Here is a 21,222-nt window from a genome sequence, read left to right as displayed (position 1 = left end):
GTGTACGAGCCTGATTCAGCGCGTTTCGCGGTGCGCGGTGTGCGAGTTGCAGCGCGGGCAGTGCTTCTTCATCTCAAGACGGTCCGGGTTGTTACGCCGGTTCTTCTTGGTGATGTAGTTCCGCTCCTTGCACTCCACGCAGGCCAGCGTGATCTTCGGGCGGACGTCGGTGGCAGCCACGTGAGTGCTCCTTGGACGGACGTTGGACGGATGAACGCATGAAAGGGTAGCCGATCGAAGGACCGACCCAACAATCGGCTACCGTTAGTAGCGGTGACCGGACTTGAACCGGTGACACAGCGATTATGAGCCGCTTGCTCTACCGACTGAGCTACACCGCTTTGATGATGAGTCCCCCCGCCGAAGCGGGGTTTCCCGATCACCAGAGCCCCAATGCGGAATCGAACCGCAGACCTTCTCCTTACCATGGAGACGCTCTACCGACTGAGCTATTGGGGCGAGCGATGAAGACATTACACGGTCCCCCGCCGGTTGCCCAAATCCGTTTGTTCCGCACGCTCCGGCCCTCCGCCCGGGGCCGTCCACACCCCCTGATCAGGCCTTGATCCAGGCCGCGTCCGCCTCAGGACCGGGCCCGGCCGGCCGGCAGCACAGGCGCACCGGTACGACTATTCCGCTCCTCCCGGAAGCCGCCCCCGCACGCCCCTAGGGTGTGGTCACTCCGTGTGAACTTGCACCCCTCCCAGGAGCGCGATGCCTGACAGCCAGCCACGGCGGCCCGACGACAACGCGCCCGACAGCGCCGACGCGGCCACCACCGCCGACACCCCCGCCCTCGTCCTCGGCGGCGCCCGTCTCGCCGACGGCAGGGCCGTCGACGTACGCCTGAGCGGCAGCCGCATCGAGGCCGTCGGCACCGCGGGCAGCCTCACCGCCCGCGGCCCCCGCATCGACCTCCGCGGCTATCTCCTGCTCCCCGCCCCGGCCGAACCCCACGCCCACAGCGACACCGCCCTCACGGCCGACAGCGCGGGCCCCGACAGCCCGGGCCCGGCCTCTCACCGCGCCGAGGACATCCAGCGCCGCGCCACCGAGGCCGCGCTCCTCCAGCTCGGCCACGGCGCGACCGCCCTGCGCACCCACGTCCGCGTCGGCGACGTCCAGGGCCTCGTCCCGCTCGAAGCCGTCCTGCAGACCCGGCGCGCCCTGCGCGGCCTCGCCGACGTGATGCCCGTCGCGGTCCCCCGGATCCTCACCGGCGTCGCCGGGGCGGACAGCCTCGCGATGCTCAGGGACGCGGTGAAGATGGGCGCGGCCGTCGTCGGCGGCTGCCCCGACCTCGACCCGGACCCCACGGGCTACACCGAGGCCGTCCTGGAGATCGCCGCCGAGCACGGCTGCCCCGTGGACCTGCACACCGACGGCGACGACCCCGCCCGGCTGGCCCGGCTCGCCGCGATGGCCGCCGGTCTGCGCCCCGGTGTCACCCTCGGCCCGTGCGCCGGTCTGGCCCATCTGCCGCTGGACGCCGCGACCCGCGCCGCCGACCGGCTGGCCGCCGCCGGGATCACCGTGGTCTGCCTGCCCCAGGGCGGCTGCGCCGGTGCGGAGCGCCGTACGACCGCCCCCGTACGCCTGCTGCGCTCCGCCGGCGTCCGTGTCGCGGCGGGCAGTGGCGCGTTGCGGGACACGGCCAACCCGGTCGGCCGCGGCGATCCGCTCGAAGCGGCCTACCTCCTCGCCTCCCAGGCCGGGCTACGCGCCGAACAGGCGTACGCCCTGGTCTCCACGACCGCGCGCGCGGTCCTCGGCCTTCCCGACGTACGCGTCGAGGCGGGCTTTCCCGCCGAACTCCTCGCCGTACGGGGCGAGCGGCTCTCCTCGGTGCTCTCCCTCGCCTACAGCCGCATCGTCATCCACCGCGGCCGGGTCGTCGCCCGCACCAGCGCCGTGCGCGAGTACTGCGACTCCGACGCCGACGCCACCGCCGGCCTCGGCGGCCTTCCGCGCCAGGGACGACCCGACTCCGGTTCCGGGCCCAGGAACTGAGCGGGAGCCCGCCCCCGGGCGTACGGTCGGAGATATGCGCATTGTCATCGCAGGTGGACACGGACAGATCGCACTGCGGCTGGAGCGGCTGCTCGCCGCACGCGGGGATGAAGCCGTAGGGATCATCCGCAACCCCCAACAGAGTCAGGACCTGACCGACGCCGGCGCCCAACCCGCCGTGCTGGACCTCGAATCGGCCACCGTGGAGCAGACCGCGGAGGTGCTGCGCGGCGCGGACGCGGCCGTCTTCGCGGCGGGCGCGGGGCCGAACAGCGGCACCGCCCGCAAGGACACCGTCGACCGCGACGCGGCCGTGCTGTTCGCCGACGCGGCCGAGGCGGCGGGCGTCCGCCGCTATCTCGTCGTCTCCTCGATGGGCGCCGACCCCGACCACCCCGGCGACGAGGTCTTCGACGTGTACCTCCGGGCCAAGGGCGCCGCCGACGCCGACGTACGCGCCCGTACCGCGCTGGACTGGACGATCCTGCGCCCCGGCATGCTGACCGACGACGCGGGCACCGGGCAGGTCCTGCTGGCCGCCTCGACGGGCCGCGGCCCGATCCCCCGCGACGATGTGGCGGCCACGCTGCTGGAACTGCTGGACACCCCGGCGACGGCGGGCCTCACCCTGGAGGCGATCTCCGGGAACGTGCCGGTGACGGTGGCCGTGAAGGACGTCGCGGGCAACTGATCCGCACCGGGACTCGGCGACGGGAACGCCCGCCCGGACAACACCGCCCGGACAACGAGGAAGCCCCCGACCGGATATCCGGTCGGGGGCTTCGTTCGCGTGGCGGCGCCAGGGTTCGAACCTGGGTAGGCTGAGCCGGCAGATTTACAGTCTGCTCCCTTTGGCCACTCGGGCACACCGCCTCGAACGACGCGTTGGATCTCGTGGTGAGCTCCTTGGCGACGACGTAAACAATACCCGATGGCCAGGGGTGCTCCGCCACCTCATTGATCAGCGCCCGGAGTGTGCGGCGGTGGCTAGGCTTTGGCCTGTATCCCCACGCACATTCGACGCAAGGAGCCACACGTCATGGCCGACTCCAGTTTCGACATCGTCTCGAAGGTCGAGCGGCAGGAGGTCGACAACGCCCTCAACCAGGCCGCCAAGGAGATCTCCCAGCGTTACGACTTCAAGGGCACGGGCGCCTCGATCTCGTGGTCGGGCGAGAAGATTCTGATGGAGGCGAACGGCGAGGAGCGCGTCAAGGCCATCCTCGACATCTTCCAGTCCAAGCTGATCAAGCGCGGGATCTCGCTGAAGTCGCTGGACGCCGGTGAGCCGCAGCTCTCCGGCAAGGAGTACAAGATCTTCGCCACGATCGAGGAAGGCATCTCCCAGGAGAACGCCAAGAAGGTGGCGAAGACGATCCGCGACGAGGGCCCGAAGGGCGTCAAGGCGCAGGTCCAGGGTGACGAGCTGCGCGTCAGCTCGAAGAGCCGGGACGACCTCCAGGCCGTTCAGGCGCTGCTGAAGGGCAAGGACTTCGAGTTCGCGATCCAGTTCGTGAACTACCGGTAGTCACCGGCAGTCACGGCAGTCGACTGCCGCACGCAACGGGGCACACCGCCGAGGCCGACCTCGACGGCGTGCCTCTTCGTGTTTCCGGCCCGTGTGGTCGTGCCGGGCGGGGCATGCGGATGCGATGTCCGAATACCGCCGGTGGTGGTGGGCGGACGGGGCGCAGACTGGCCGTACGGACCGGGGAAGTGAGAAGGCATGACGACGACGGTGTACGCACGGGTGGAGAGCCCGTTGGGCGAGTTGCTGCTGGTCGGCGAGGAGACGGCGGTGGCGGACGGGCCGGATGCGGCCGGGGCCGGAGGTGTCCGGCTGCGGTCGCTGTCGATGCCCGGTCAGAAGGGCGGCGTGGTCGTCCAGGACGGCTGGAGGCACGCCCCTGAGGCGTTCGCGGAGGTCGCCCGGCAGCTGGAGGCCTACTTCGCGGGACGCTCGACGCGGTTCGACGTACCGGTGGCCGAGGGCGCGGGCACGGAGTTCCAGCGGCGGGTCTGGGCGGTGCTGGAGTCGATCCCGTACGGGAGCACGGTGTCGTACGGCCAGGTCGCGGCGCAGGTCGGGGCCTCGGGCGCGGGGGTACGGGCGGTGGGCACGGCGATCGGGCGCAATCCGCTGCTGGTCCTGCGGCCGTGCCACCGGGTGATCGGGGCGGACGGGGCGCTGCGGGGGTACGCGGGCGGCCTGAAGCGCAAGAAGCTGCTGCTGGGGATCGAAGGCGTCGAAGCTCTGGCGGGCTGAGCCGTGGCGCACGGGCTTCCGCCCTCCTCGGACGGGCTGTTCCGGCGGCCGCGCCGGGTGGTCGCGCCGGGTGCCGTGCACGTGCCGGAGTGGCTTTCGGTGGAGCAGCGGGCGGAGTTGGTGGCGGCGTGCCGTCGGTGGGCGCGGGGGCCGGTCCCGTTGCGGCACACGGTGTTGCCGGGCGGCGGGGTGATGTCGGTGCGGACGGTGTGCCTGGGGTGGCACTGGCAGCCGTACCGGTACGCGCGGACGGCGGACGACGTGAACGGCGCCCGGGTGGCCCCGTTCCCGGAGTGGCTGGGCGATCTGGGGCGGGCGGCGGTGGCGGAGGCGTACGGCGACGAGGGCGCGGCGGCGGCGTTCACACCGGACACCGCACTGATCAATTTCTACGACGACACGGCGCGCATGGGTATGCATCAGGACAAGGAGGAGCGGTCGGGCGCTCCTGTGGTGTCGTTGAGCATCGGGGCGAGGTGCGTGTTCCGCTTCGGGAACACGGAAGGTCGCGGGCAGCCCTACACGGACGTGGAGTTGGCGTCCGGGGATCTGTTCGTCTTCGGCGGGCCGTCGCGTTACGCGTTCCACGGGGTGCCGAAGGTGTACGCGGGAACGGCCGACCCGGCAGCGGGGCTGCGGGCCGGCCGGTTGAACGTGACGTTGCGGGAGACCGGGATGGCGTCGGAGGACGCGTAGGAAGGCGGGGCTCGCCCCCGGTCAGCGGCGGTCGCGGGAGTTGCCGAACAGCAGCCGGTAGGCGATCAGCAGGACCAGGGAGCCGGCGATGGCGGCGATCCAGGTCGCGGTGTCGTAGAAGTCGTTGCTGATGGGGCGGTCGAGGAACTGGCTGGAGAGCCAGCCGCCGACGAAGGCCCCGGCGATGCCGATGAGGGTGGTGCCGATGATGCCGCCCGGGTCGCGTCCCGGGAGGAGGATCTTGGCTATGAGTCCGGCGAGCAGGCCGAGAATGATCCAACTGATGATGCCCATGTCGCTGCACCTACCCCTTGTTTCGTCGTGAAATCCAAGACGCGGCGGGCAGGTGTTCGGTTGCTCTCGCGTTCGCCGGAATCGGCGGACTCGGCGGACTAGCGGGTGGCGAAGGGCTGGTCCGTGGGGACGATCTCCTTACCGAAGGGCAGGAGGGAGACCGGGATCAGCTTGAAGTTGGCGATGCCCAGGGGGATGCCGATGATCGTGATGCACAGCGCGATGCCGGTGGTGATGTGGCCGAGGGCGAGCCACCATCCGGCGAGGACCAGCCAGAGGACGTTGCCCACGCAGGAGGGCGAGCCGGCGTCCCGGCGGTCGACGACGGTGTAGCCGAACGGCCAGAGGGCGTAGACGCCGATCCGGAAGGCGGCCACGCCGAACGGGATGCCGATGATGGTGATGCAGAGCAGGACGCCCGCCAGCAAGTAGCCGAGGAACATCCAGAATCCGCAGAGGATCAGCCAGATGATGTTCAGGATGGTTTTCACGGGCGATGACCTGCCATCTGTTCTAGTCGGGCGATGCGCTCCGCCATCGGCGGGTGGGTGGAGAACATTTTCGCCATCCCCTGACCGGGACGGAAGGGATTCGCGATCATCATGTGGCTCGCGGTCTCGATCCTCGGCTCGGGCGGCAGCGGGAGCTGTTTCGTACCGGCGTCGAGCTTGCGCAGCGCACTGGCGAGAGCCAGTGGGTCGCCGGTGAGCTGGGCCCCGGAGGCGTCGGCCTCGTACTCCCGGGAGCGGCTGACGGCGAGCTGGATGACGGACGCGGCGAGCGGCCCCAGGATCATGATCAGGAGCATGCCGAGGAGGCCGGGCCCCTCGTCGTCGTTGGAGCGGCCCACCGGGATGAGCCAGGCGAAGTTGACCAGGAACATCACGACGGAGGCGAGCGCTCCGGCGACGGACGAGATGAGGATGTCCCGGTTGTAGACATGGCTGAGCTCATGACCGAGGACGCCGCGCAGCTCGCGCTCGTCGAGGATCTGGAGGATGCCCTCGGTGCAGCAGACGGCGGCGTTGCGCGGATTGCGGCCGGTGGCGAACGCGTTGGGCGCCTGCGTCGGGGAGATGTAGAGGCGCGGCATGGGCTGACGGGCCGCCGTGGAGAGCTCGCGGACCGTGCGGTAGAGCTGCGGCGCCTCGAATTCGCTGACGGGGCGGGCGCGCATGGCCCGCAGGGCGAGCTTGTCGCTGTTCCAGTACGCGTACGCGTTGGTGCCGACGGCGACCAGGAGCGCGACGATCAGTCCCGTACGTCCGAAGAAGCTGCCGATGACGATGATGAGTGCGGACAGTCCCCCGAGGAGTACGGCGGTCTTCAGCCCGTTGTGCCGGCGGTGCACGGTACGCCCTCCAAGTGGTGCAGCAGGGGAACCCTTTGCATGGTGGTGCTCCACTCCCCAGTGGAGCCTCCCGTACTGGTCAACGCCAGGCGAGAGGACCTAGTTCCCTTGTGCGTGCGGCCGGAGGGCGGGGGCTGTGCCGCGTGTTCGCGCCGGTCGGGCCCCCGGCCCCGTACGGAGTGACGCTGGGCCGTACGGGTGGCGGCGGGCCGTCCTGATGGTGCGGGGTGGTGCGGGGCGGTGCGGTACCGCTGTGCGGTCGGTGCTGCTGTGCGGTCAGTGCTGCTGTGCGGGGAGCTTGGCGAGGGAGAGCGCCTCGGGGTCGGGCTCGACCTCGCTGGTGCAGTGGCCGCAGCGGGAGGCGACGGCGGGAATCTGGCTGAAGCAGCGCGGGCAGTCGCGGAGGGCGGCCTTGATGTCGACGGCCTCTTCCTTGGCGAACCGGTCCTGCACCTTGGCCATGGGGACCACGACGCAGAAGTAGAGAACCGCTGCGGTGATCAGGAAGGCGATGGTGGCGCTGACGAAGAGGCCGTAGGGGAACTTGACGCCGTCGACCGTGTAGGAGGCCTTGCTGAAGTCGCCGGTGCCGCGGGTGGCGAGGCCGATCAGCGGGGTGATGAAGGCGTTGCTGAAGCCCGTGACGACGGCGGTGAACGCGGCCCCGACCGCGAGACCGATCGCCATGGAGATGACGTTCCCGCGCAGGATGAAGTCCTTGAACCCGTTCAGCACTGCTCTCTCTCCCTCTTGTCCTTGACACGTCCACGCCTCTTACGTGACGTGCGCAGCCAAGACCATGCCCTGTGGCGGGGGCCGTGGGCAAACCGATCTTGCGGGCCCGGGAGGGCTCAGAAAAGGTTCACGGAGGCGAAGCGCAGGACGGTCTGCGGAACCCCGGAGAGCAGGATTCCGGCGACGGCGGTGAGGACGATCGCCGTGGTGAGAGGGGCGGGGGCGCGGAATCGGCGCGACGGGGCGGACGCCGCGGCGCCGGTGGCCTCCTCGGCCGTTTCCGGGGCTCCGTCCGGCGTACGGAAGAGGATCGCGGTCCACTGAAGGTAGTAGTAGAGAGCGATCACCACGTTGACGGCCATGACGACGGCGAGCCACCCGAGGCCCGCGTCGACCGCCGCGGAGAAGACGGTGACCTTCGCGAAGAGCCCGATGATGCCGGGCGGCAGTCCGGCCAGGCAGAGCAGGAAGAAGCCGAGCGCCAGGGCCGCGAGGGGCCGGGTGGCGTACAGGCCCCGGTAGTCGGAGAGCCGGTTGCCGGGGTGCGTACGGGCGACGAGGGCGGCGACCGCGAACGCGCCCAGGTTCACGACGGCGTACATCAGGGCGTACGCGACCGTGGAGCCGATCTGTTGGTCGCTGGAGTACGCGGCGGCGGCGATCGGGACCAGGAGGTAGCCGGCCTGGGCGACCGAGGACCAGGCGAGGAGGCGGACGGCGCTGCGGGCGCGGTCGGCCCGCTGGCGGAGTGCCGCGACGTTGCCGACGGTCATGGTGAGCGCGGCCAGGACGGCGAGGGCGGGCCCCCAGACGTCGGCATAGGAGGGGAACGCGATGACGGTCACCAGGATGAGCCCCGAAAACCCGACGGCCTTCCCCACGACGGAGAGATAGGCGGCGATCGGGAGGGGGGCGCCGACGTAGGTGTCGGGGACCCAGAAGTGGAAGGGCGCGGCGGCGGTCTTGAAGGCGAAGCCGACGAGGGTGAGGGCGACTCCGGTCTTGGCGAGGGTGTCGAGCACCGGGGACACGTCGTCGAGGCGGACGGCGATCTCGGTGAGGTGCAGGGTGCCGGTGGTCGCGTACACGAAGCTGACGCCGAGCAGCATGACGGCGGTGGCGACGACGGAGGAGAGGAAGAACTTCAGCGCGGCCTCGGAGGAGCGCCGGTCGCCGCGTTTGATGCCGACGAGGGCGAACGCGGGCAGCGAGGCGACTTCCAGGGCGACGACGAGCGTGGCGAGGTCGCGGGAGGCGGGCAGCAGGGCGGCCCCGGCGGCGGAGGCCAGGAGCAGGAACCAGTACTCCCCCGCCGGCAGTTTGCGGGTGTCGTCGAGCGAGAGCAGGACGATGAGGAACGCGCCGCCGAGGACGAGGGCCTGGATGACGAGCGTGAAGTGGTCGGCGGTGTAGCTGCAGGCCCGGGTGCCGGTGGTGACGCAGAAGGTGGCCCGGTCCCCGGCGCGCAGGGGGAGCAGCAGGGCCAGGGCGGCGGCGAGCGCGGTGAGGGTGCCGTAGCCGAGGAGCCGCTTGCGGTGCGCGGGCAGGAACAGGTCGGCGACGAGGACCACCAGGGCGGCCAGCGCGGTGAGGGTGGGAGGCGCGATGGCGAGCCAGTCGATGGACTGGACGAGGCTGGGGGCGTCGGCCGCGGCGGTGTACGCGACGAGGCTTCCGGCGGTGGTGGCGAGGTCCGCGGTCACGACTTGCCTCCTGCGAGGAGCTGCTGCACGGCCGGGTCGGTGAGGCCGAGGAGGACGGCGGGCCAGAGGCCGGCGAGGACGGTGAGCGCGGCGAGCGGGGTCCAGGCGACGGCTTCGTACGTCCGGATGTCGGCGAGCTGCGGGGTGGTGGCCGGCCGGGCTCCGGCGGTTGCGGACGGCTCGGAGCCGTCAGGAGTTGCGGACGGCTCGGGGCCGTCGGCCGTTCGCGGGGCCCGGTCGTCGGGCGACAGCCGGGAGTGGGGCGGGTGTTCGCCCATGCAGACGCGCCGGACGACGATGAGCATGTACGCGGCGGTGAGCAGGGTGCCGAACGCCCCGATGGCCATGAAGGTGCGGAACGCGGGCCGGCTGAGGCCTTCGGCTGGGCTGTACGCGCCGAACAGGGTGAGCATCTCGCCCCAGAATCCGGCGAGTCCGGGCAGCCCGAGCGAGGCGATGGCGGCGAAGGCGAGCAGCGCGCCGAGACGGGGGGCCCGGCCGTAGAGGGCGGCCCCGGTCGCTCCGGCGAGGGTGTCGAGGTCGGCGGTGCCGTAGCGGTCCTTGATGGCGCCGACCAGGAAGAACAGCAGGCCGGTGATGAGGCCGTGGGCGATGTTGGCGAAGAGCGCGCCGTTGACTCCGGTGGGGGTCATGGTGGCGATACCGAGCAGGACGAAGCCCATGTGGCCGACGGACGAGTAGGCGATGAGCCGCTTGAGGTCGCCCTTGGCGCCGGTACGGGCCAGCGCCAGGCAGGCGAGGGATCCGTAGACGATGCCGACGACGGCGAACGCGGCGAGGTAGGGCGCGAAGGTCCGCATGCCGTCGGGGGCGACGGGGAGCAGGATCCGGACGAATCCGTACGTTCCCATCTTCAGCAGGACGCCCGCGAGGAGCACGGATCCGACGGTGGGGGCGGCGGTGTGGGCGTCGGGGAGCCAGCTGTGCAGGGGCCACATCGGGGTCTTCACGGCGAGGCCGACACCGATCGCGAGGACGGCGATGACCTGCACGGATGTGGTGAGGCCCCGGCCGTTGTCAGTGGCGAGTGCCACCATGTCGAAGGTGCCGCTCTTCAGCCCGATGAGGAGCAGGCCGAGCAGCATGACGACCGAGCCGAGCAGCGTGTAGAGGATGAACTTCCAGGCGGCCGCCTGCCGTTGGCCGCCGCCCCAGCGATTGATGAGGAAGTACATCGGGATGAGGACCATCTCGAAGGCGAGGAAGAAGAGCAGCAGGTCGAGGACGGCGAAGGTGGCGAGGGTGCCGGACTCCAGGACGAGGACGAGGGCGACGAAGGCCTTCGGTGAGGGGCCCGCGGGCAGCTTGAAGTAGCTGTACAGCGCGCAGAGGAAGGTCAGCAGCGCGGTCAGGAGCAGGAGGGGGAGTGAGATGCCGTCGATGCCGAGGTGGATGCGGACGTCGAGCGCCGGGATCCAGCTGATGTCGGTGGTCGCCTGCATCGTGGCGGGGTGGTCGTGGTCGAAGCCGACGGCCAGGACGATCGCGGCGACGAGGACGGCGCCGGTGACGGTCACGCCGTGGCGGAGCACTGCCTGGTCGGAGTTCTTCCCCTTGAGCCCGGGCGGGGCGGGCAGCAGGGCCGCGACGGCGCCGAGGAGCGGGGCGACGACGATGAACGCCAGAAGGAACTGCATCACGGACGCACTGATATCGATCACGGTCACGACCCCGCGTTGACGTTGGCGAAGACGACGGCGGCGATCGCCAGGACGAGTGACCCGGCGAGCAGGGCGCTGACGTAGGTCTGCACGTTGCCGGTCTGGGCCCGGCGGACGGCGGTGCCGAGGAGGCGTGTGACGGCGCCCGATCCGTTGACGTAGGTGTCGATGACCGCGCGGTCCAGGAAGCGGACGAGGCGGGCGGCTTCCTGGACGGGCCGGACGAACAGCGCCGTGTACAGGGCGTCGAGGTGGAAGCCGGTGACCGCGTGGCGGTGCAGGGGCCCGAGGAGGAGCCTGCCGGGGTCGGCCGGGTCGGGGGCGTCCGCGATGGTGCCGTAGGCGGCGGTGTGGGACGTCATGGCCTCGGCTTCGACGAGGGCGGGTTCGGCGCCGGGGTGGGCGGCGACGGCGCCGATGGGGGTGCGGGCGGCGAGGGCGGTGGTGTGCCGCCACGCGCCGTAGGTGACGAGGCCGCCGACGAGGCCGACGCCGGTGGAGAGGACGGCGGTGGTGAGCGACGGCGTGAGGGCGTGTCCGTCGAACCAGTCGCCGAGCATGCCGACGGTGAGGCCGAAACCGATGGTGGGGACGGCCAGGATCCACAGGACGGAGGTCATGGCGAGGGGCTGCCTGCCGTGGTCGGGGACTTCGGCCCCGCGTCCGCGGAAGGCGAGGAGCCAGAGGCGTACGGCGTAGGCGGCGGTCAGGACGGCGGCGAGGAGCCCGGCGATCAGGATCGTCCAGCCGGCGGCGGCCGGGGCGACGGTCCGGTCGCCGAGGGCGGTGTGCTCGGCGGCGACGAGGACGGCTTCCTTGGAGAAGAAGCCGGCGAACGGCGGGATGGCGGCCAGCGCGAGGAGGGCGACGGTCATCGTCCAGTAGGCGTCCGGGATACGGCGGGCCAGGCCGCCCATCCGGGACATGGCGGCCAGTGAGTTGGTGCCGGCGGCGTGGATGACGACGCCCGCGGCGAGGAAGAGGACGGCTTTGAACGCACCGTGCGAGATCAGGTGGAAGACGGCGGCGCCCCGGTCGCCGACGGCCAGGGCGCCCGACATGTAGCCGAGCTGACCGATCGTCGAGTAGGCGAGGACGCGCTTGATGTCGTCCTGGGCGAGGGCGGCGAGCCCGGACCCGATCATCGTGACGGCGGCCATCACGGCGAGGACGACGAGCGCCGCGCCGGAGGCGGCGAAGACGGGCAGCAGGCGGGCCACGAAGTAGATGCCGGCGGCGACCATCGTCGCGGCGTGGATGAGCGCGGAGACGGGGGTGGGGCCGGCCATCGCGTCGGGCAGCCAGGTGTGCAGGGGGAACTGCGCCGACTTGCCCGCGACGCCCGCGAGGAGCAGCAGGGCGATGAGGGTGGGGTGGTCGAGTCCGCCGTTGCCGACGGCGGCGAGGATCTTGGTGATCCGGAAGCTGCCGGTGTCGGCGGCGAGCGCGAACAGCCCGATCAGGAAGGGGACGTCGCCGAGCTTGGTGACCAGGAAGGCCTTGAGGGAGGCGGCCCGGGCTTCGGGCGTCTCCCAGTAGTGGCCGACGAGGAAGTACGAGCAGATGCCCATGATCTCCCAGCCGACCAGGAGCACCATCAGGTCGCCGGAGTAGACGACCAGCAGCATCGCGGAGGTGAAGAGGGAGACGAGGGCGGCGTAGGAGGGGTAGCGGGCGTCGTCGCGGAGGTAGGCCGTGGAGTAGAGCTGTACGCAGGTGGCGACGACGGTGACGAGGACGGCGACCAGCACGGCGAAGCCGTCGAGGTGCAGGGCCAGATCGATCGGGACCGAGCCGGTGGGCGTGAGCTGGGTCGCGGCGTCGATGGCCCGGCCGCCGCCCTGGCGGACGGCGACGAGCACGGCGAGTACGGCCGCGGTGAGGGTCGGGAGGATCGCCAGCGGCCGGACGAAGCCGGGGGCGGTGCGGCCGGTGGCGAGCCCGGCGAGGGCGCCGAGGAACGGGAGGAGGGGGACGAGGGCGGCGAGGGTCGTGGTGGTCACGTGGTGGCCTCTGCCTTCTTGGTCTTTCCTGTTTTCCCGTCCACCTGGCCGGGGGCCGTCGCTGCGTCGCGGGTCTCCGCGGTGTCGGTCTCTGCCGAGTCGGTCTCTGCCGTGTCGGGAAGCGTCTCCGCCTCGTCGGTCTCGGCGGTGTCGCGGAGCCGGTCGATGTCGGAGGTGCCCCGGTTGCGGTAGACGGCCAGGACGATCGCGAGGCCGATGCCGATCTCGGCGGCGGCGATGGCGATGGTGAAGAGCGTGAGGGCCTGACCGGAGTGGAGGGTGTCGCGGAGCCAGACGTCGAAGGCGACGAGGTTGAGGTTGACGGCGTTGAGCATCAGCTCGACGGACATCAGGACCAGGATCGCGTTGCGGCGGGCGAGGACGCCGTAGAGGCCGATGCAGAAGAGGAGGGCGGCGAGTACGGCGGGATAGGCGAGGTGCATCAGCGCTTCTCCCCCTTGCCGGGGCGGGCGGTGGTGCCCGGCGTGCCGGACGGGCCGGGGCCGGGCGTGGTGTCCGTTCCCGTTCCCGTGTCTGTGTCCGTGTCGCGTTTGCGGGACAGGACGATCGCGCCGACGAGGGCGGCGAGCAGCAGGACGGAGAGCGCCTCGAAGGGCAGGACCCAGTTCCGGAACAGGAAGGCGCCGGTGACTTCGGTGGAGCCCTGGGCCGGCCCGTCGAGGTCGATCCAGGTGGTGCGGAAGGCGTCGACCGCGACCCAGACGAGAGCGGCCGCCGCGGCGGCGGCCACCCCGAGCGCGACCCACCGGTTGCCCGAATCGGCGTCCGGGGAGCGGCCGATGGGGGCCCGGGTGAGCATCAGGCCGAAGAGGAGGAGGACGACGATGGAACCGACGTAGATCAGTACCTGCACCCAGGCGATGAACTCCGCGGTGAGCAGGAGGTACTCGACGGCCAGTCCGCCGAGCGCGACGACGAGCCAGAGCGCGGCGTGCACCAGCTGCTTGGTCGTGACCGTGATGACGGCTGCGCCGAGGGTGGCGAGGCCGACGAGGAGGAACGCGATCTCCACGCCGGACGGGGAGAGGAAACCGGGGTGGTTGCCCGTGGCGGCGGCGGTCGCGGTGAGCAGAGGGGGTGCGGTGTGCAGCGTCACGGGGTTCCTCCCTTCTCGTTCTGCTGTTCCTGCTGTTCCTGCTGTTCCTGCTGCTCCTGTGCGCGTTGGGCGGCGAGCTTGTCCGCGGCCTTGCGGGCGGCGGCGATCTCCTTCGGCTCCTCGGCCCCGGGGTCGAGGGCGGGCGGCTCCGGAACGGTCCACATCCACTCGCGCAGCTTGTCGCGCTCGTGGGTGAGTTCGTGGATGTCCGTCTCCGCGTACTCGAACTCCGGCGACCAGAACAGCGCGTCGAAGGGACACACCTCGATGCAGATGCCGCAGTACATGCAGAGGGAGAAGTCGATGGCGAAACGGTCGAGGACGTTCCGGCTGCGCTCGCGGCCGCCGGGGGCGGCGGGCGGCGACGTCTCCTTGTGGGAGTCGATGTAGATGCACCAGTCGGGGCACTCACGGGCGCAGAGCATGCAGACCGTGCAGTTCTCCTCGAACAGCCCGATGACGCCGCGGGAGCGGGGCGGGAGTTCGGGCTGGGCGTCCGGGTACTGCGCGGTGACGGTCTTCCTCGTCATCGTGCGCAGGGTGACGGCAAGGCCCTTGGCCAGGCCGGATCCGGGGATCGGGGGCATCAGTTGATCGCCACCTTCACGATGCCGGTCAGCGCGATCTGCGCGAGGGCGAGCGGGACGAGGGTGGTCCAGGCGAGCTTCTGCAACTGGTCCTCACGCAGGCGCGGGTAGCTGACGCGCAGCCAGATGACGACGAACGCGAGGAGGGCGGTCTTGAGGAGGGTCCAGAGCCAGCCGAGTCCGTCGGCGCCGAACGGGCCGTGCCAGCCGCCGAGGAAGAGGACGGTGGTCAGGGCGCAGAGGATGACGATGCCCGCGTACTCGGCGAGGAGGAACAGGGCGAAGCGGAGACCGGTGTACTCGGTGTACGCACCGAAGATGATCTCGGAGTCGGCCACCGGCATGTCGAACGGCGGGCGCTGGAGTTCGGCGAGACCGGCCACGAAGAAGACCAGGGCGCCGACGATCTGCCAGGGCAGCCACCACCACGCGAAGGCGTCGAGGATGCCGGTGAGCGAGACCGTACCGGCCGCCATGGCCACGGAGGCGGCGGCCAGGAGCATCGGCAGCTCGTAGGAGAGGAGCTGCGCGGCGGTACGGAGGCCGCCGAGGAGCGAGAACTTGTTGGCGGAGGCCCAGCCCGCCATGAGCGAGCCGAGGACGCCGATGCCCATGACGGCGAGCACGAAGAAGATCCCCGCGTCGACGGCCTGGCCCACCGCGCCTTCGGGGCCGACGGGGATGACGACGAGGACGAGGAGGTACGGGAGGAGGGCGACGGCGGGGGCGAGCTGGAAGACGCGGCGGTCGGCGGCTGCCGGGACCACGTCCTCCTTCTGCGCGAACTTCACGCCGTCCGCGACGAGCTGGGCCCAGCCGTGGAAGCCGCCTGCGTACATGGGGCCCAGGCGGCCCTGCATGTGGGCCATCACCTTGTGTTCTGTCTGGCCCACGAGGAGGGGGGCGACCAGGAACACGACGAAGACGATGGCCAGGCGGAGGGCGACGTCGAGTACGTCGTTCACTCGGGATCGCCTCCGGCGGGGTGGTCGGGGGTGGGCTTGTCGGGGGTGGGCTTGTCGGGGGTGGGGGCGGATTCGGCTTCGGAGTCGGTGGCTTCGGTGGGGGTGGCTTCGGAGGGGGTGGCTTCGGTGGGGGTGGGGCCGCTGCGCGGGGCTTCTCCCCTGCCCGCCCCTTCCCGAACCGGGGGCTCCGCCCCCGTGCCCCCGCTCCTCAAACGCCGGAGGGGCTGAGAAGGCTCGTCCGGGGAGTCGGGCTCCGGGCCCTCCGGTTCGCCGAAGGCCGGTTGCGCGTCGTGCCACGGGGCGTCCGTGCTGCGCACCCGGGGCGGACGCGACGGCGGGCCCTCGGGGCCGGCCGGCGGGGGCGCGGGCGACTCGGCCGGCTCAGGGCGCTGGCTGGCCGAGCCGTCGGACGCCGACCGGGAACGGCGGGCAGGCCGGGCAGGGGTGGTACCCGGCCCGTCCGGCTCCGGGCGCTGGCTCGCCGACCTCTCCGACGCGGACCGGGAACGGCGCGGGCGGGCCGCAGCAGGCGTTCCCGGTGCCTCGGGTGTTTCCAGGGCCTCGGGCGTCTCCGGAGACGCGGGGGTGGGGGCCTGCGCACCGGGCACCGCGGGGCCATCCGCGCCGGGCGCAGCCGCACCGGACGGCGGAGCGGCTTCCGCGCCGGGCGGCGGCGTGGGGCGCTGCGCCGCTGAGCCCTCGCTCGCCGTGCGCGTGCGGCGGGGTGGGCGGTCGGCCGCTGCGCGGGCGGCTCGGGCCGGGCGGGCGGCTGCTGGGGGGAGTTGGCCCTTCAGCGGGCCCCATTCGTTCGGGTCGGGAACCCCGGGCGGGAGCATCGCGCGACGCTTGGGGCCGGTGTGGCCCTCCGCCGGCTCCCCCGGTTCCTTCGCCCCGGGCCAGGCCTTGGCGACCCGTGCGGCCAGGACGAAGTCCTTGCGCAGCGGGTGGCCCTCGAAGCCTTCCGGCAGGAGCAGCGGTACGAGGTGGGGGTGGCCGTCGAACGCGACGCCGAACATCTCGTGCGTCTCGCGCTCGTGCCACGCCGCGCCCGCATACACGTCGATGGCGCTGGGCAGCGCCGCCGCGTCGTGCGGCACGGTCGTCCGTACCATCAGCCGCCGTACCGTACCCGTGCCCAGGGCCACGACATGGGCGCAAACGCGGAAGCCGACGCCCGCTTCGTCCACGGCGCTGAGCCAGTCGAAGTAGGTGCACCCGAGTGCGTCACGGGCGGTCCGCAGCGCGGTGAGCCAGGCGGCGGCGGGGACGTCGACGGTCAGCAGGTCGTACGCGGACTCCGCCGTGGCCTCGTCGCCGAACAGGTCGGTGACCGCGTCCGGCAGCCGGTCGAACGCCTCGGCCGCCTCTGCCGCCACGGCCGCCTCGGCCACCGCGGATTCCGCGTGCTGGTCGCGGTCGCTCATCGCCGCCCCTCCCCGTCCGGTCGCGAAGACGGTGCCGGAGCTGGTGCCGGTGCCGGTGCCGGTGCCGGTGCGGCGACCAAACCGCTGCGCAGAGCCTCGGTGGACGGACCGCCGCCGCCCGTCGCCCCGGAGGCGTACCGCTCGGCGAGGGATTCGCGCGCGATCTTCTCCTGGAGCTTGAGGATGCCCTGGAGCAGCGCCTCGGGCCGGGGCGGGCAGCCGGGTACGTACACATCGACGGGGATGATCTGGTCGACGCCCTTGGTGACGGAGTACGAGTCCCAGTAGGGACCGCCGCAGTTGGAGCAGGCGCCGAAGGAGATGACGTACTTCGGTTCGGGCATCTGCTCGTACAGCCGCTTCACGGCCGGGGCCATCTTGTCCGTCACCGTGCCGGAAACGATCATGAGGTCGGCCTGCCGGGGTCCGGGGGCGAACGGGATCACGCCGAGCCGGATGAAGTCGTGGCGTGCCATGGACGCGGCGATGAACTCGATGGCGCAGCAGGCGAGTCCGAAGTTGAAGACCCAGAGGCTGTAGCGGCGGCCCCAGTTGAGGACGACCTTCATCGGCTCCGGCGCCAGCCGGGAGAGCACGCCCAGGCGCTTGGGCTCGGGGAGCAGGACCGGATCGGACGGGGGCGGGGACGGAGGCGCGGGCTGCTGCGACTCGGGGGCGGGAGTCGGCCGGCTCGTCAGGCCCATGCGAGGACGCCCTTCTTCCATGCGTAGAGCAGTCCCACGGCCAGGAAGCCGAGGAAGATGAACATTTCGACCAGGGTCGTCGCGCCGTATCCGGGCGCCGCGAACACCGTGGCCCACGGGAACAGGAAGATGGAGTCGACCGCGAAGATCACGTACAGGAACGCGTAGACGTAGTAGCGGACCTGGGTGTGCGCCCAGCCCTCGCCGACCGGGTCGACGCCGCATTCGTAGGTGAGGAGCTTCTCCGGGGTGGGGACGACGGGGCGCAGCAGTCGCCCGGCCCCGAAGGCCACGGCGACGAACAGGACGCCGACCAGGGCGAGCAGGCCGATGACCGAGTAGCTCTGGAAGTACTCCGAGGCGAGTGCGATGGATCCGTCCGCCGGGACACCGGGGACACCCGGAACGCCCTGGACGGCCTGCACGCCCTGGCCGCCCAGGACACCCGTACCGCTGGACGCGCCGGACACGCCGGTCGTTCCCGTCGCGTCCGCCACGCCGGTCACGTCCGTAACGTCGGCCACGTCCGCCCCTCGCTCCCTCTTCGTCTGCCGCTTCGTCCGCTGCTTTGTCTGCTGCTTTGTCTGCTGCTTTGCCGTGCTGTTTCGTCCACCGCTGCTGCCGCCACTTCGGCCGCATCGGTCCCACGTGCCCGTTCTGTACGCGCGGGAGTTACGCACGGGAGTCTAGGGCCTGCTAAACGGAGCGTAAGCAGCCGCGTCGGGCATCAGGTGGGGTTATCCCTACTTCGACCCGCCCATGAGCCCCATGGTGTGCGCGGGTGCGGCCCGGCAGGCTGTGGGTATGACCATGAGCCCTTCCGTTCCGGACCCCGGCCGGCTGCCGCCCGCCCGCTTCGCCATCGACCGGTGGACCTGGCGGGAGATCGCCCATCTGCTCGCCAATCTGCCGTTGGCCGTCGTCGGGTTCGTCTACACGGTCCTCGTGATCGCCGTCGGCGTCGGGCTCTCCGTCACGGTGATCGGTCTGCCGCTGCTGGTCGCCGGGCTCCAGGGCGCCCGGCTGCTGGGCCGGTTGGAGCGGCGGCGGGCGCGCGGGATGCTCGGCGTACGGGTGGAGGAGCCGAGTCCGTTGGCGCGCGGCCACCGGGACCAGGGGTTCTTCGCCCGGCTGTGGGCGGGGCTGAAGGACCCGGTGGGCTGGCGGGCGTTGCTGTACGGGTTCATCCGACTGCCCTGGGGGGTGCTGACGTTCGCGGTGACGCTGGTGAGCCTGTTCGTCCTGTGGCCGGTGCTGCCGTTCGTCGCGCGGGGGCTGACGACGGTGGACCGGGCGATGGTGCGCGGGCTGCTGTCGCCCTCGGACGAGCTGGAGCGGCGTATCGCCGAGCTGGAGTCGGACCGGGGCGTGGTCGTGGACACCGCCGCCGCCGACCTGCGCCGCATCGAACGCGACCTCCACGACGGCGCCCAGGCCCGCCTGGTCGCCCTCGCCATGGGGCTCGGCCTGGCGAAGGAGAAGCTCACCGACGACCCCGAGGCCGCCGCCCGCATGGTCGACGAGGCCCACGGCGAGATCAAGGTGGCCCTCCAGGAACTGCGCGACCTGGCCCGCGGCATCCACCCCGCCGTCCTCACCGACCGGGGCCTGGACGCCGCCCTCTCCGCCATCGCCTCCCGCTGCACGGTCCCGGTCAAGGTGACGGTGGGGCTTCGGAAGCGCCCGGCGGAGGCGATCGAGGGGATCGCGTACTTCACCGTCTCCGAGCTGCTCCAGAACGTCAGCAAGCACAGCGGCGCGCGGTCGGCCTCCGTCGACGTGTGGCGTTCGACCGACCGGCTGATGCTCCAGGTCACGGACGACGGCGGGGGCGGAGCACGGACGGACGGCGGCGGTACGGGACTGGCGGGGCTCGCCGAGCGCCTCGACGCGGTCGACGGGGTGCTCGTCCTGGACTCGCCGGAGGGCGGGCCGACGACCGTCACCGCCGAGCTGCCCTGGCGCGACCGGGCCGCCTGACCGGCCGTGTGTTCCCGATACCCGGGCCGGGCCCGGCTCGGCCCGGGGGTGGGGAAAACCCCCGGTCGGATACGGAGAGGGGCCTCATGGTGCGGGAGGCGGCCGGCCAGCACTCTTGAGGGAGAACGGTCCGTGATGACCGGCCGCCCCGGCGCCACCACGCCGCACGCCCCGCGCACCACTCCCCCCGCACCCACATCCACATCCACACACCACCGCACAGTCCACTGAGAGACTGAGAACAGAGACGGAACGGACGGAACTCATGGCCACGGCATACGGACCGGACACGCGGGACCGGGAGCATCAGGGTTCCGGCCCCGGCTTCACGGCGAAGACCCCGGCCAAGCACTTCCTCCCGGCGCCGCTGCGGGCCCCGCTGGAGGCCCGTGCCTGGCGCGAGCTTCTCTACGCGCTGCTGAGCTTCCCGCTCAGCACGGTGGTGTTCGTCTTCGCGGTCACCATGACGTCGATGAGCGCGGGCCTGCTGGTCACCTTCATCGGGATTCCGGTCCTCGCGGTCGGTCTCGCCGTCTGCCGGGGCTTCGGCGCGCTGGAGCGGCACCGGGCGCGCGGACTGCTGCGGGTGGAGGTGGCGGATCCGGAGCCGGTGCGGGGGAAGACCGGCGGCCCCATGTCCTGGATGGGCGCGATCCTCAAGAGCGGGGCGTCCTGGCGCCACCTGCTGTACGCGCTGCTGCACTTCCCGTGGGCGACGTTCACGTTCGTCGTGGCGATCTCGTTCTGGACGTACGGCCTGGCGGCGCTGACGTACCCGCTGTGGTTCTGGCTCTTCCCGGTGTTCGGTGGGCAGGGCGGCCTCCAGCTGTACGGGGACCGCACCCATCAGGAGTACCTGGACTCGCCCGGCGAGCTGGCGGTGACCGGAGCGGTGGGCCTGGTGCTCGTGCTGGCGGCGCCGTGGATCGTGCGGGGGCTGCTGAGCGTGGACCGGCTGATGGTCACCGGTCTGCTGGGCCCGTCCCGGCTGGCCACCCGGGTCTCCGAGCTGGAGTCGGACCGGGGCGTGGTCGTGGACACCGCCGCCGCCGACCTGCGCCGCATCGAACGCGACCTCCACGACGGCGCCCAGGCCCGCCTGGTCGCCCTCGCCATGGATCTGGGCCTGGCGAAGGAGAAGCTCACCGACGACCCGGAGGCCGCGGCCCGCATGGTCGACGAGGCGCACGGCGAGGTGAAGGTGGCTCTCCAGGAGCTGCGCGACCTGGCCCGCGGAATCCACCCCGCCGTTCTCACCGACCGGGGCCTGGACGCCGCGCTCTCCTCCATCGCCTCGCGCTGCACGGTGCCCGTGACGGTCGAGGTGGACCTGGACTCACGGCCCGCGCAGGCGATCGAGGGGATCGCGTACTTCACCGTCTCCGAGCTGCTCCAGAACATCAGCAAGCACGCCCGGGCGACCCGGGCCACGGTCGATGTGTGGCGGGCGGCCGACCGGTTGATGCTCCAGGTCACGGACAACGGCCGGGGCGGGGCGTCGTCTGCCGCGGGCGGCGGCCTGGCCGGGCTGACGGAGCGGCTGGACGCGGTGGACGGCGTCCTGGTCGTCGACTCCCCGGCCGGCGGTCCGACAACGGTCACCGCCGAGCTGCCCTGGCGGGGCTGAGACTCCGCGAGCTGCGATGGCGGGGCTGAGACCTCGGCCCCGCCGCCCTCCTCCGCCTTCCGGCTCTCCCCTTCAGCC

At 71.7% G+C, this 21,222-nt stretch carries 22 protein-coding genes and 3 tRNA genes; 7 read left to right on the top strand and 18 right to left on the bottom strand.

Annotated elements, in window-relative coordinates; all coding sequences use genetic code 11:
* Nucleotides 1–15 precede the first annotated feature (15 nt).
* The 3 genes from rpmG to KV381_RS22525 all read right to left on the bottom strand — a co-directional run bounded on the left by rpmG (nt 16) and on the right by KV381_RS22525 (nt 459).
* The gene (gene rpmG, locus KV381_RS22535; RefSeq protein WP_003956487.1) at nt 16–180 is read right to left on the bottom strand and encodes a 50S ribosomal protein L33; all 165 of its coding nucleotides are present in this window, start codon (nt 178–180) and stop codon (nt 16–18) included.
* A gap of 88 nt (nt 181–268) precedes the next feature.
* Nucleotides 269–341, bottom strand: a tRNA-Met gene (locus KV381_RS22530).
* A gap of 45 nt (nt 342–386) precedes the next feature.
* Nucleotides 387–459 (bottom strand) — tRNA-Thr (locus KV381_RS22525).
* A 255-nt stretch (nt 460–714) separates the two neighbouring features.
* Between KV381_RS22525 and KV381_RS22520 the strand changes: the two genes are divergently transcribed.
* Together KV381_RS22520 and KV381_RS22515 are read left to right on the top strand one after the other, a co-directional pair.
* The gene (locus KV381_RS22520) at nt 715–2,010 is read left to right on the top strand and encodes an amidohydrolase family protein (protein ID WP_030628595.1); all 1,296 of its coding nucleotides are present in this window, start codon (nt 715–717) and stop codon (nt 2,008–2,010) included.
* 34 nt (nt 2,011–2,044) lie between these two features.
* The gene (locus tag KV381_RS22515) at nt 2,045–2,701 is read left to right on the top strand and encodes an SDR family oxidoreductase (protein ID WP_030084284.1); all 657 of its coding nucleotides are present in this window, start codon (nt 2,045–2,047) and stop codon (nt 2,699–2,701) included.
* Nucleotides 2,702–2,801: 100 nt separating this feature from the next.
* Here KV381_RS22515 and KV381_RS22510 read toward each other — a convergent pair.
* Nucleotides 2,802–2,883: transfer RNA gene (locus tag KV381_RS22510), tRNA-Tyr, on the bottom strand.
* Nucleotides 2,884–3,049: 166 nt separating this feature from the next.
* Between KV381_RS22510 and KV381_RS22505 the strand changes: the two genes are divergently transcribed.
* The 3 genes from KV381_RS22505 (at nt 3,050) to KV381_RS22495 (ending at nt 4,972) form a co-directional block, all read left to right on the top strand.
* On the top strand, nt 3,050–3,538 hold the full coding sequence (locus KV381_RS22505; protein WP_010056669.1) for a YajQ family cyclic di-GMP-binding protein: 489 nt from the start codon (nt 3,050–3,052) through the stop codon (nt 3,536–3,538).
* A gap of 198 nt (nt 3,539–3,736) precedes the next feature.
* Nucleotides 3,737–4,276, top strand: coding sequence for a methylated-DNA--[protein]-cysteine S-methyltransferase (locus tag KV381_RS22500; protein ID WP_030084280.1), 540 nt, complete (start codon nt 3,737–3,739; stop codon nt 4,274–4,276).
* 57 nt (nt 4,277–4,333) lie between these two features.
* Complete coding sequence (locus tag KV381_RS22495) at nt 4,334–4,972, top strand: alpha-ketoglutarate-dependent dioxygenase AlkB (protein WP_181008095.1); 639 nt, start codon at nt 4,334–4,336, stop codon at nt 4,970–4,972.
* A gap of 21 nt (nt 4,973–4,993) precedes the next feature.
* On the opposite strand, the gene KV381_RS22490 is transcribed toward KV381_RS22495, so the two are convergent.
* The 14 genes from KV381_RS22490 to KV381_RS22425 all read right to left on the bottom strand — a co-directional run bounded on the left by KV381_RS22490 (nt 4,994) and on the right by KV381_RS22425 (nt 17,962).
* On the bottom strand, nt 4,994–5,266 hold the full coding sequence (locus KV381_RS22490; RefSeq protein WP_030084276.1) for a GlsB/YeaQ/YmgE family stress response membrane protein: 273 nt from the start codon (nt 5,264–5,266) through the stop codon (nt 4,994–4,996).
* A gap of 98 nt (nt 5,267–5,364) precedes the next feature.
* A complete protein-coding gene (locus tag KV381_RS22485; protein WP_030084275.1) occupies nt 5,365–5,757 on the bottom strand; it encodes a YccF domain-containing protein in 393 nt (130 codons plus the stop codon).
* Entirely contained in the window at nt 5,754–6,617 is an 864-nt protein-coding gene (gene htpX / locus KV381_RS22480; protein ID WP_030084274.1) for a zinc metalloprotease HtpX, read from the bottom strand. The genes KV381_RS22485 and htpX overlap by 4 nt, the downstream gene beginning before the upstream one ends.
* Nucleotides 6,618–6,893: 276 nt before the next feature.
* Nucleotides 6,894–7,352, bottom strand: a complete 459-nt coding sequence (mscL, locus tag KV381_RS22475; RefSeq protein WP_030084272.1) for a large conductance mechanosensitive channel protein MscL — start codon at nt 7,350–7,352, stop codon at nt 6,894–6,896.
* 116 nt (nt 7,353–7,468) lie between these two features.
* Nucleotides 7,469–9,055: an NADH-quinone oxidoreductase subunit N gene (locus KV381_RS22470; RefSeq protein WP_218786086.1), complete on the bottom strand. Its 1,587-nt coding sequence runs from the start codon at nt 9,053–9,055 to the stop codon at nt 7,469–7,471.
* The gene (locus KV381_RS22465) at nt 9,052–10,743 is read right to left on the bottom strand and encodes an NADH-quinone oxidoreductase subunit M (RefSeq protein ID WP_218786085.1); all 1,692 of its coding nucleotides are present in this window, start codon (nt 10,741–10,743) and stop codon (nt 9,052–9,054) included. The genes KV381_RS22470 and KV381_RS22465 overlap by 4 nt, the downstream gene beginning before the upstream one ends.
* Nucleotides 10,740–12,740 carry an NADH-quinone oxidoreductase subunit L gene (locus KV381_RS22460; protein ID WP_030628578.1) on the bottom strand — a complete coding sequence of 667 codons (2,001 nt, stop codon included), beginning with the start codon at nt 12,738–12,740 and terminating at the stop codon, nt 10,740–10,742. The genes KV381_RS22465 and KV381_RS22460 overlap by 4 nt, the downstream gene beginning before the upstream one ends.
* Entirely contained in the window at nt 12,737–13,183 is a 447-nt protein-coding gene (gene nuoK, locus KV381_RS22455) for an NADH-quinone oxidoreductase subunit NuoK (RefSeq protein ID WP_218786084.1), read from the bottom strand. The genes KV381_RS22460 and nuoK overlap by 4 nt, the downstream gene beginning before the upstream one ends.
* Nucleotides 13,183–13,857 carry an NADH-quinone oxidoreductase subunit J gene (locus KV381_RS22450; RefSeq protein WP_218786083.1) on the bottom strand — a complete coding sequence of 225 codons (675 nt, stop codon included), beginning with the start codon at nt 13,855–13,857 and terminating at the stop codon, nt 13,183–13,185. Before KV381_RS22450 ends, nuoK begins: the two co-directional genes overlap by 1 nt.
* A complete protein-coding gene (locus tag KV381_RS22445) occupies nt 13,854–14,444 on the bottom strand; it encodes an NADH-quinone oxidoreductase subunit I (protein WP_218786082.1) in 591 nt (196 codons plus the stop codon). Before KV381_RS22445 ends, KV381_RS22450 begins: the two co-directional genes overlap by 4 nt.
* Nucleotides 14,444–15,409 carry a complex I subunit 1 family protein gene (locus KV381_RS22440; protein ID WP_098024540.1) on the bottom strand — a complete coding sequence of 322 codons (966 nt, stop codon included), beginning with the start codon at nt 15,407–15,409 and terminating at the stop codon, nt 14,444–14,446. Before KV381_RS22440 ends, KV381_RS22445 begins: the two co-directional genes overlap by 1 nt.
* Nucleotides 15,406–16,833, bottom strand: coding sequence for an NADH-quinone oxidoreductase subunit C (locus KV381_RS22435; RefSeq protein WP_218786081.1), 1,428 nt, complete (start codon nt 16,831–16,833; stop codon nt 15,406–15,408). The genes KV381_RS22440 and KV381_RS22435 overlap by 4 nt, the downstream gene beginning before the upstream one ends.
* Nucleotides 16,830–17,537 (bottom strand): NADH-quinone oxidoreductase subunit B, encoded by a 708-nt coding sequence (locus KV381_RS22430; RefSeq protein ID WP_218786080.1) that lies wholly within the window; start codon nt 17,535–17,537, stop codon nt 16,830–16,832. Before KV381_RS22430 ends, KV381_RS22435 begins: the two co-directional genes overlap by 4 nt.
* Nucleotides 17,528–17,962 carry an NADH-quinone oxidoreductase subunit A gene (locus KV381_RS22425; RefSeq protein WP_218787282.1) on the bottom strand — a complete coding sequence of 145 codons (435 nt, stop codon included), beginning with the start codon at nt 17,960–17,962 and terminating at the stop codon, nt 17,528–17,530. Before KV381_RS22425 ends, KV381_RS22430 begins: the two co-directional genes overlap by 10 nt.
* Before the next feature lie 379 nt (nt 17,963–18,341).
* On the opposite strand from KV381_RS22425, the gene KV381_RS22420 reads away from it, so the two are divergent.
* Together KV381_RS22420 and KV381_RS22415 are read left to right on the top strand one after the other, a co-directional pair.
* Nucleotides 18,342–19,517 (top strand): sensor domain-containing protein, encoded by a 1,176-nt coding sequence (locus tag KV381_RS22420; RefSeq protein ID WP_218786079.1) that lies wholly within the window; start codon nt 18,342–18,344, stop codon nt 19,515–19,517.
* A gap of 265 nt (nt 19,518–19,782) precedes the next feature.
* Nucleotides 19,783–21,144: a sensor histidine kinase gene (locus KV381_RS22415; protein WP_218786078.1), complete on the top strand. Its 1,362-nt coding sequence runs from the start codon at nt 19,783–19,785 to the stop codon at nt 21,142–21,144.
* The last annotated feature ends 78 nt before the right edge of the window (nt 21,145–21,222 follow it).

The sequence above is a fragment of the Streptomyces sp. WY228 genome (assembly GCF_019287315.1).
Classification (GTDB): domain Bacteria; phylum Actinomycetota; class Actinomycetes; order Streptomycetales; family Streptomycetaceae; genus Streptomyces; species Streptomyces caviscabies.
Note: the sequence above shows the minus strand (reverse complement) of the source record. Positions and strands in the feature narration are given on the sequence as shown.

What these genes read in the sequence shown, in the direction of transcription:
- KV381_RS22520 (WP_030628595.1), top strand. Translation starts at nt 715, where the DNA reads ATGCCTGACAGCCAGCCACGGCGGCCCGACGACAACGCGCCCGACAGC.
- KV381_RS22515 (WP_030084284.1), top strand. Translation starts at nt 2,045, where the DNA reads ATGCGCATTGTCATCGCAGGTGGACACGGACAGATCGCACTGCGGCTG.
- KV381_RS22505 (WP_010056669.1), top strand. Translation starts at nt 3,050, where the DNA reads ATGGCCGACTCCAGTTTCGACATCGTCTCGAAGGTCGAGCGGCAGGAG.
- KV381_RS22500 (WP_030084280.1), top strand. Translation starts at nt 3,737, where the DNA reads ATGACGACGACGGTGTACGCACGGGTGGAGAGCCCGTTGGGCGAGTTG.
- KV381_RS22490 (WP_030084276.1), bottom strand. Translation starts at nt 5,266, where the DNA reads ATGGGCATCATCAGTTGGATCATTCTCGGCCTGCTCGCCGGACTCATA.
- nuoK (WP_218786084.1), bottom strand. Translation starts at nt 13,183, where the DNA reads ATGCACCTCGCCTATCCCGCCGTACTCGCCGCCCTCCTCTTCTGCATC.
- KV381_RS22445 (WP_218786082.1), bottom strand. Translation starts at nt 14,444, where the DNA reads ATGCCCCCGATCCCCGGATCCGGCCTGGCCAAGGGCCTTGCCGTCACC.
- KV381_RS22435 (WP_218786081.1), bottom strand. Translation starts at nt 16,833, where the DNA reads ATGAGCGACCGCGACCAGCACGCGGAATCCGCGGTGGCCGAGGCGGCC.
- KV381_RS22430 (WP_218786080.1), bottom strand. Translation starts at nt 17,537, where the DNA reads ATGGGCCTGACGAGCCGGCCGACTCCCGCCCCCGAGTCGCAGCAGCCC.
- KV381_RS22420 (WP_218786079.1), top strand. Translation starts at nt 18,342, where the DNA reads ATGACCATGAGCCCTTCCGTTCCGGACCCCGGCCGGCTGCCGCCCGCC.
- KV381_RS22415 (WP_218786078.1), top strand. Translation starts at nt 19,783, where the DNA reads ATGGCCACGGCATACGGACCGGACACGCGGGACCGGGAGCATCAGGGT.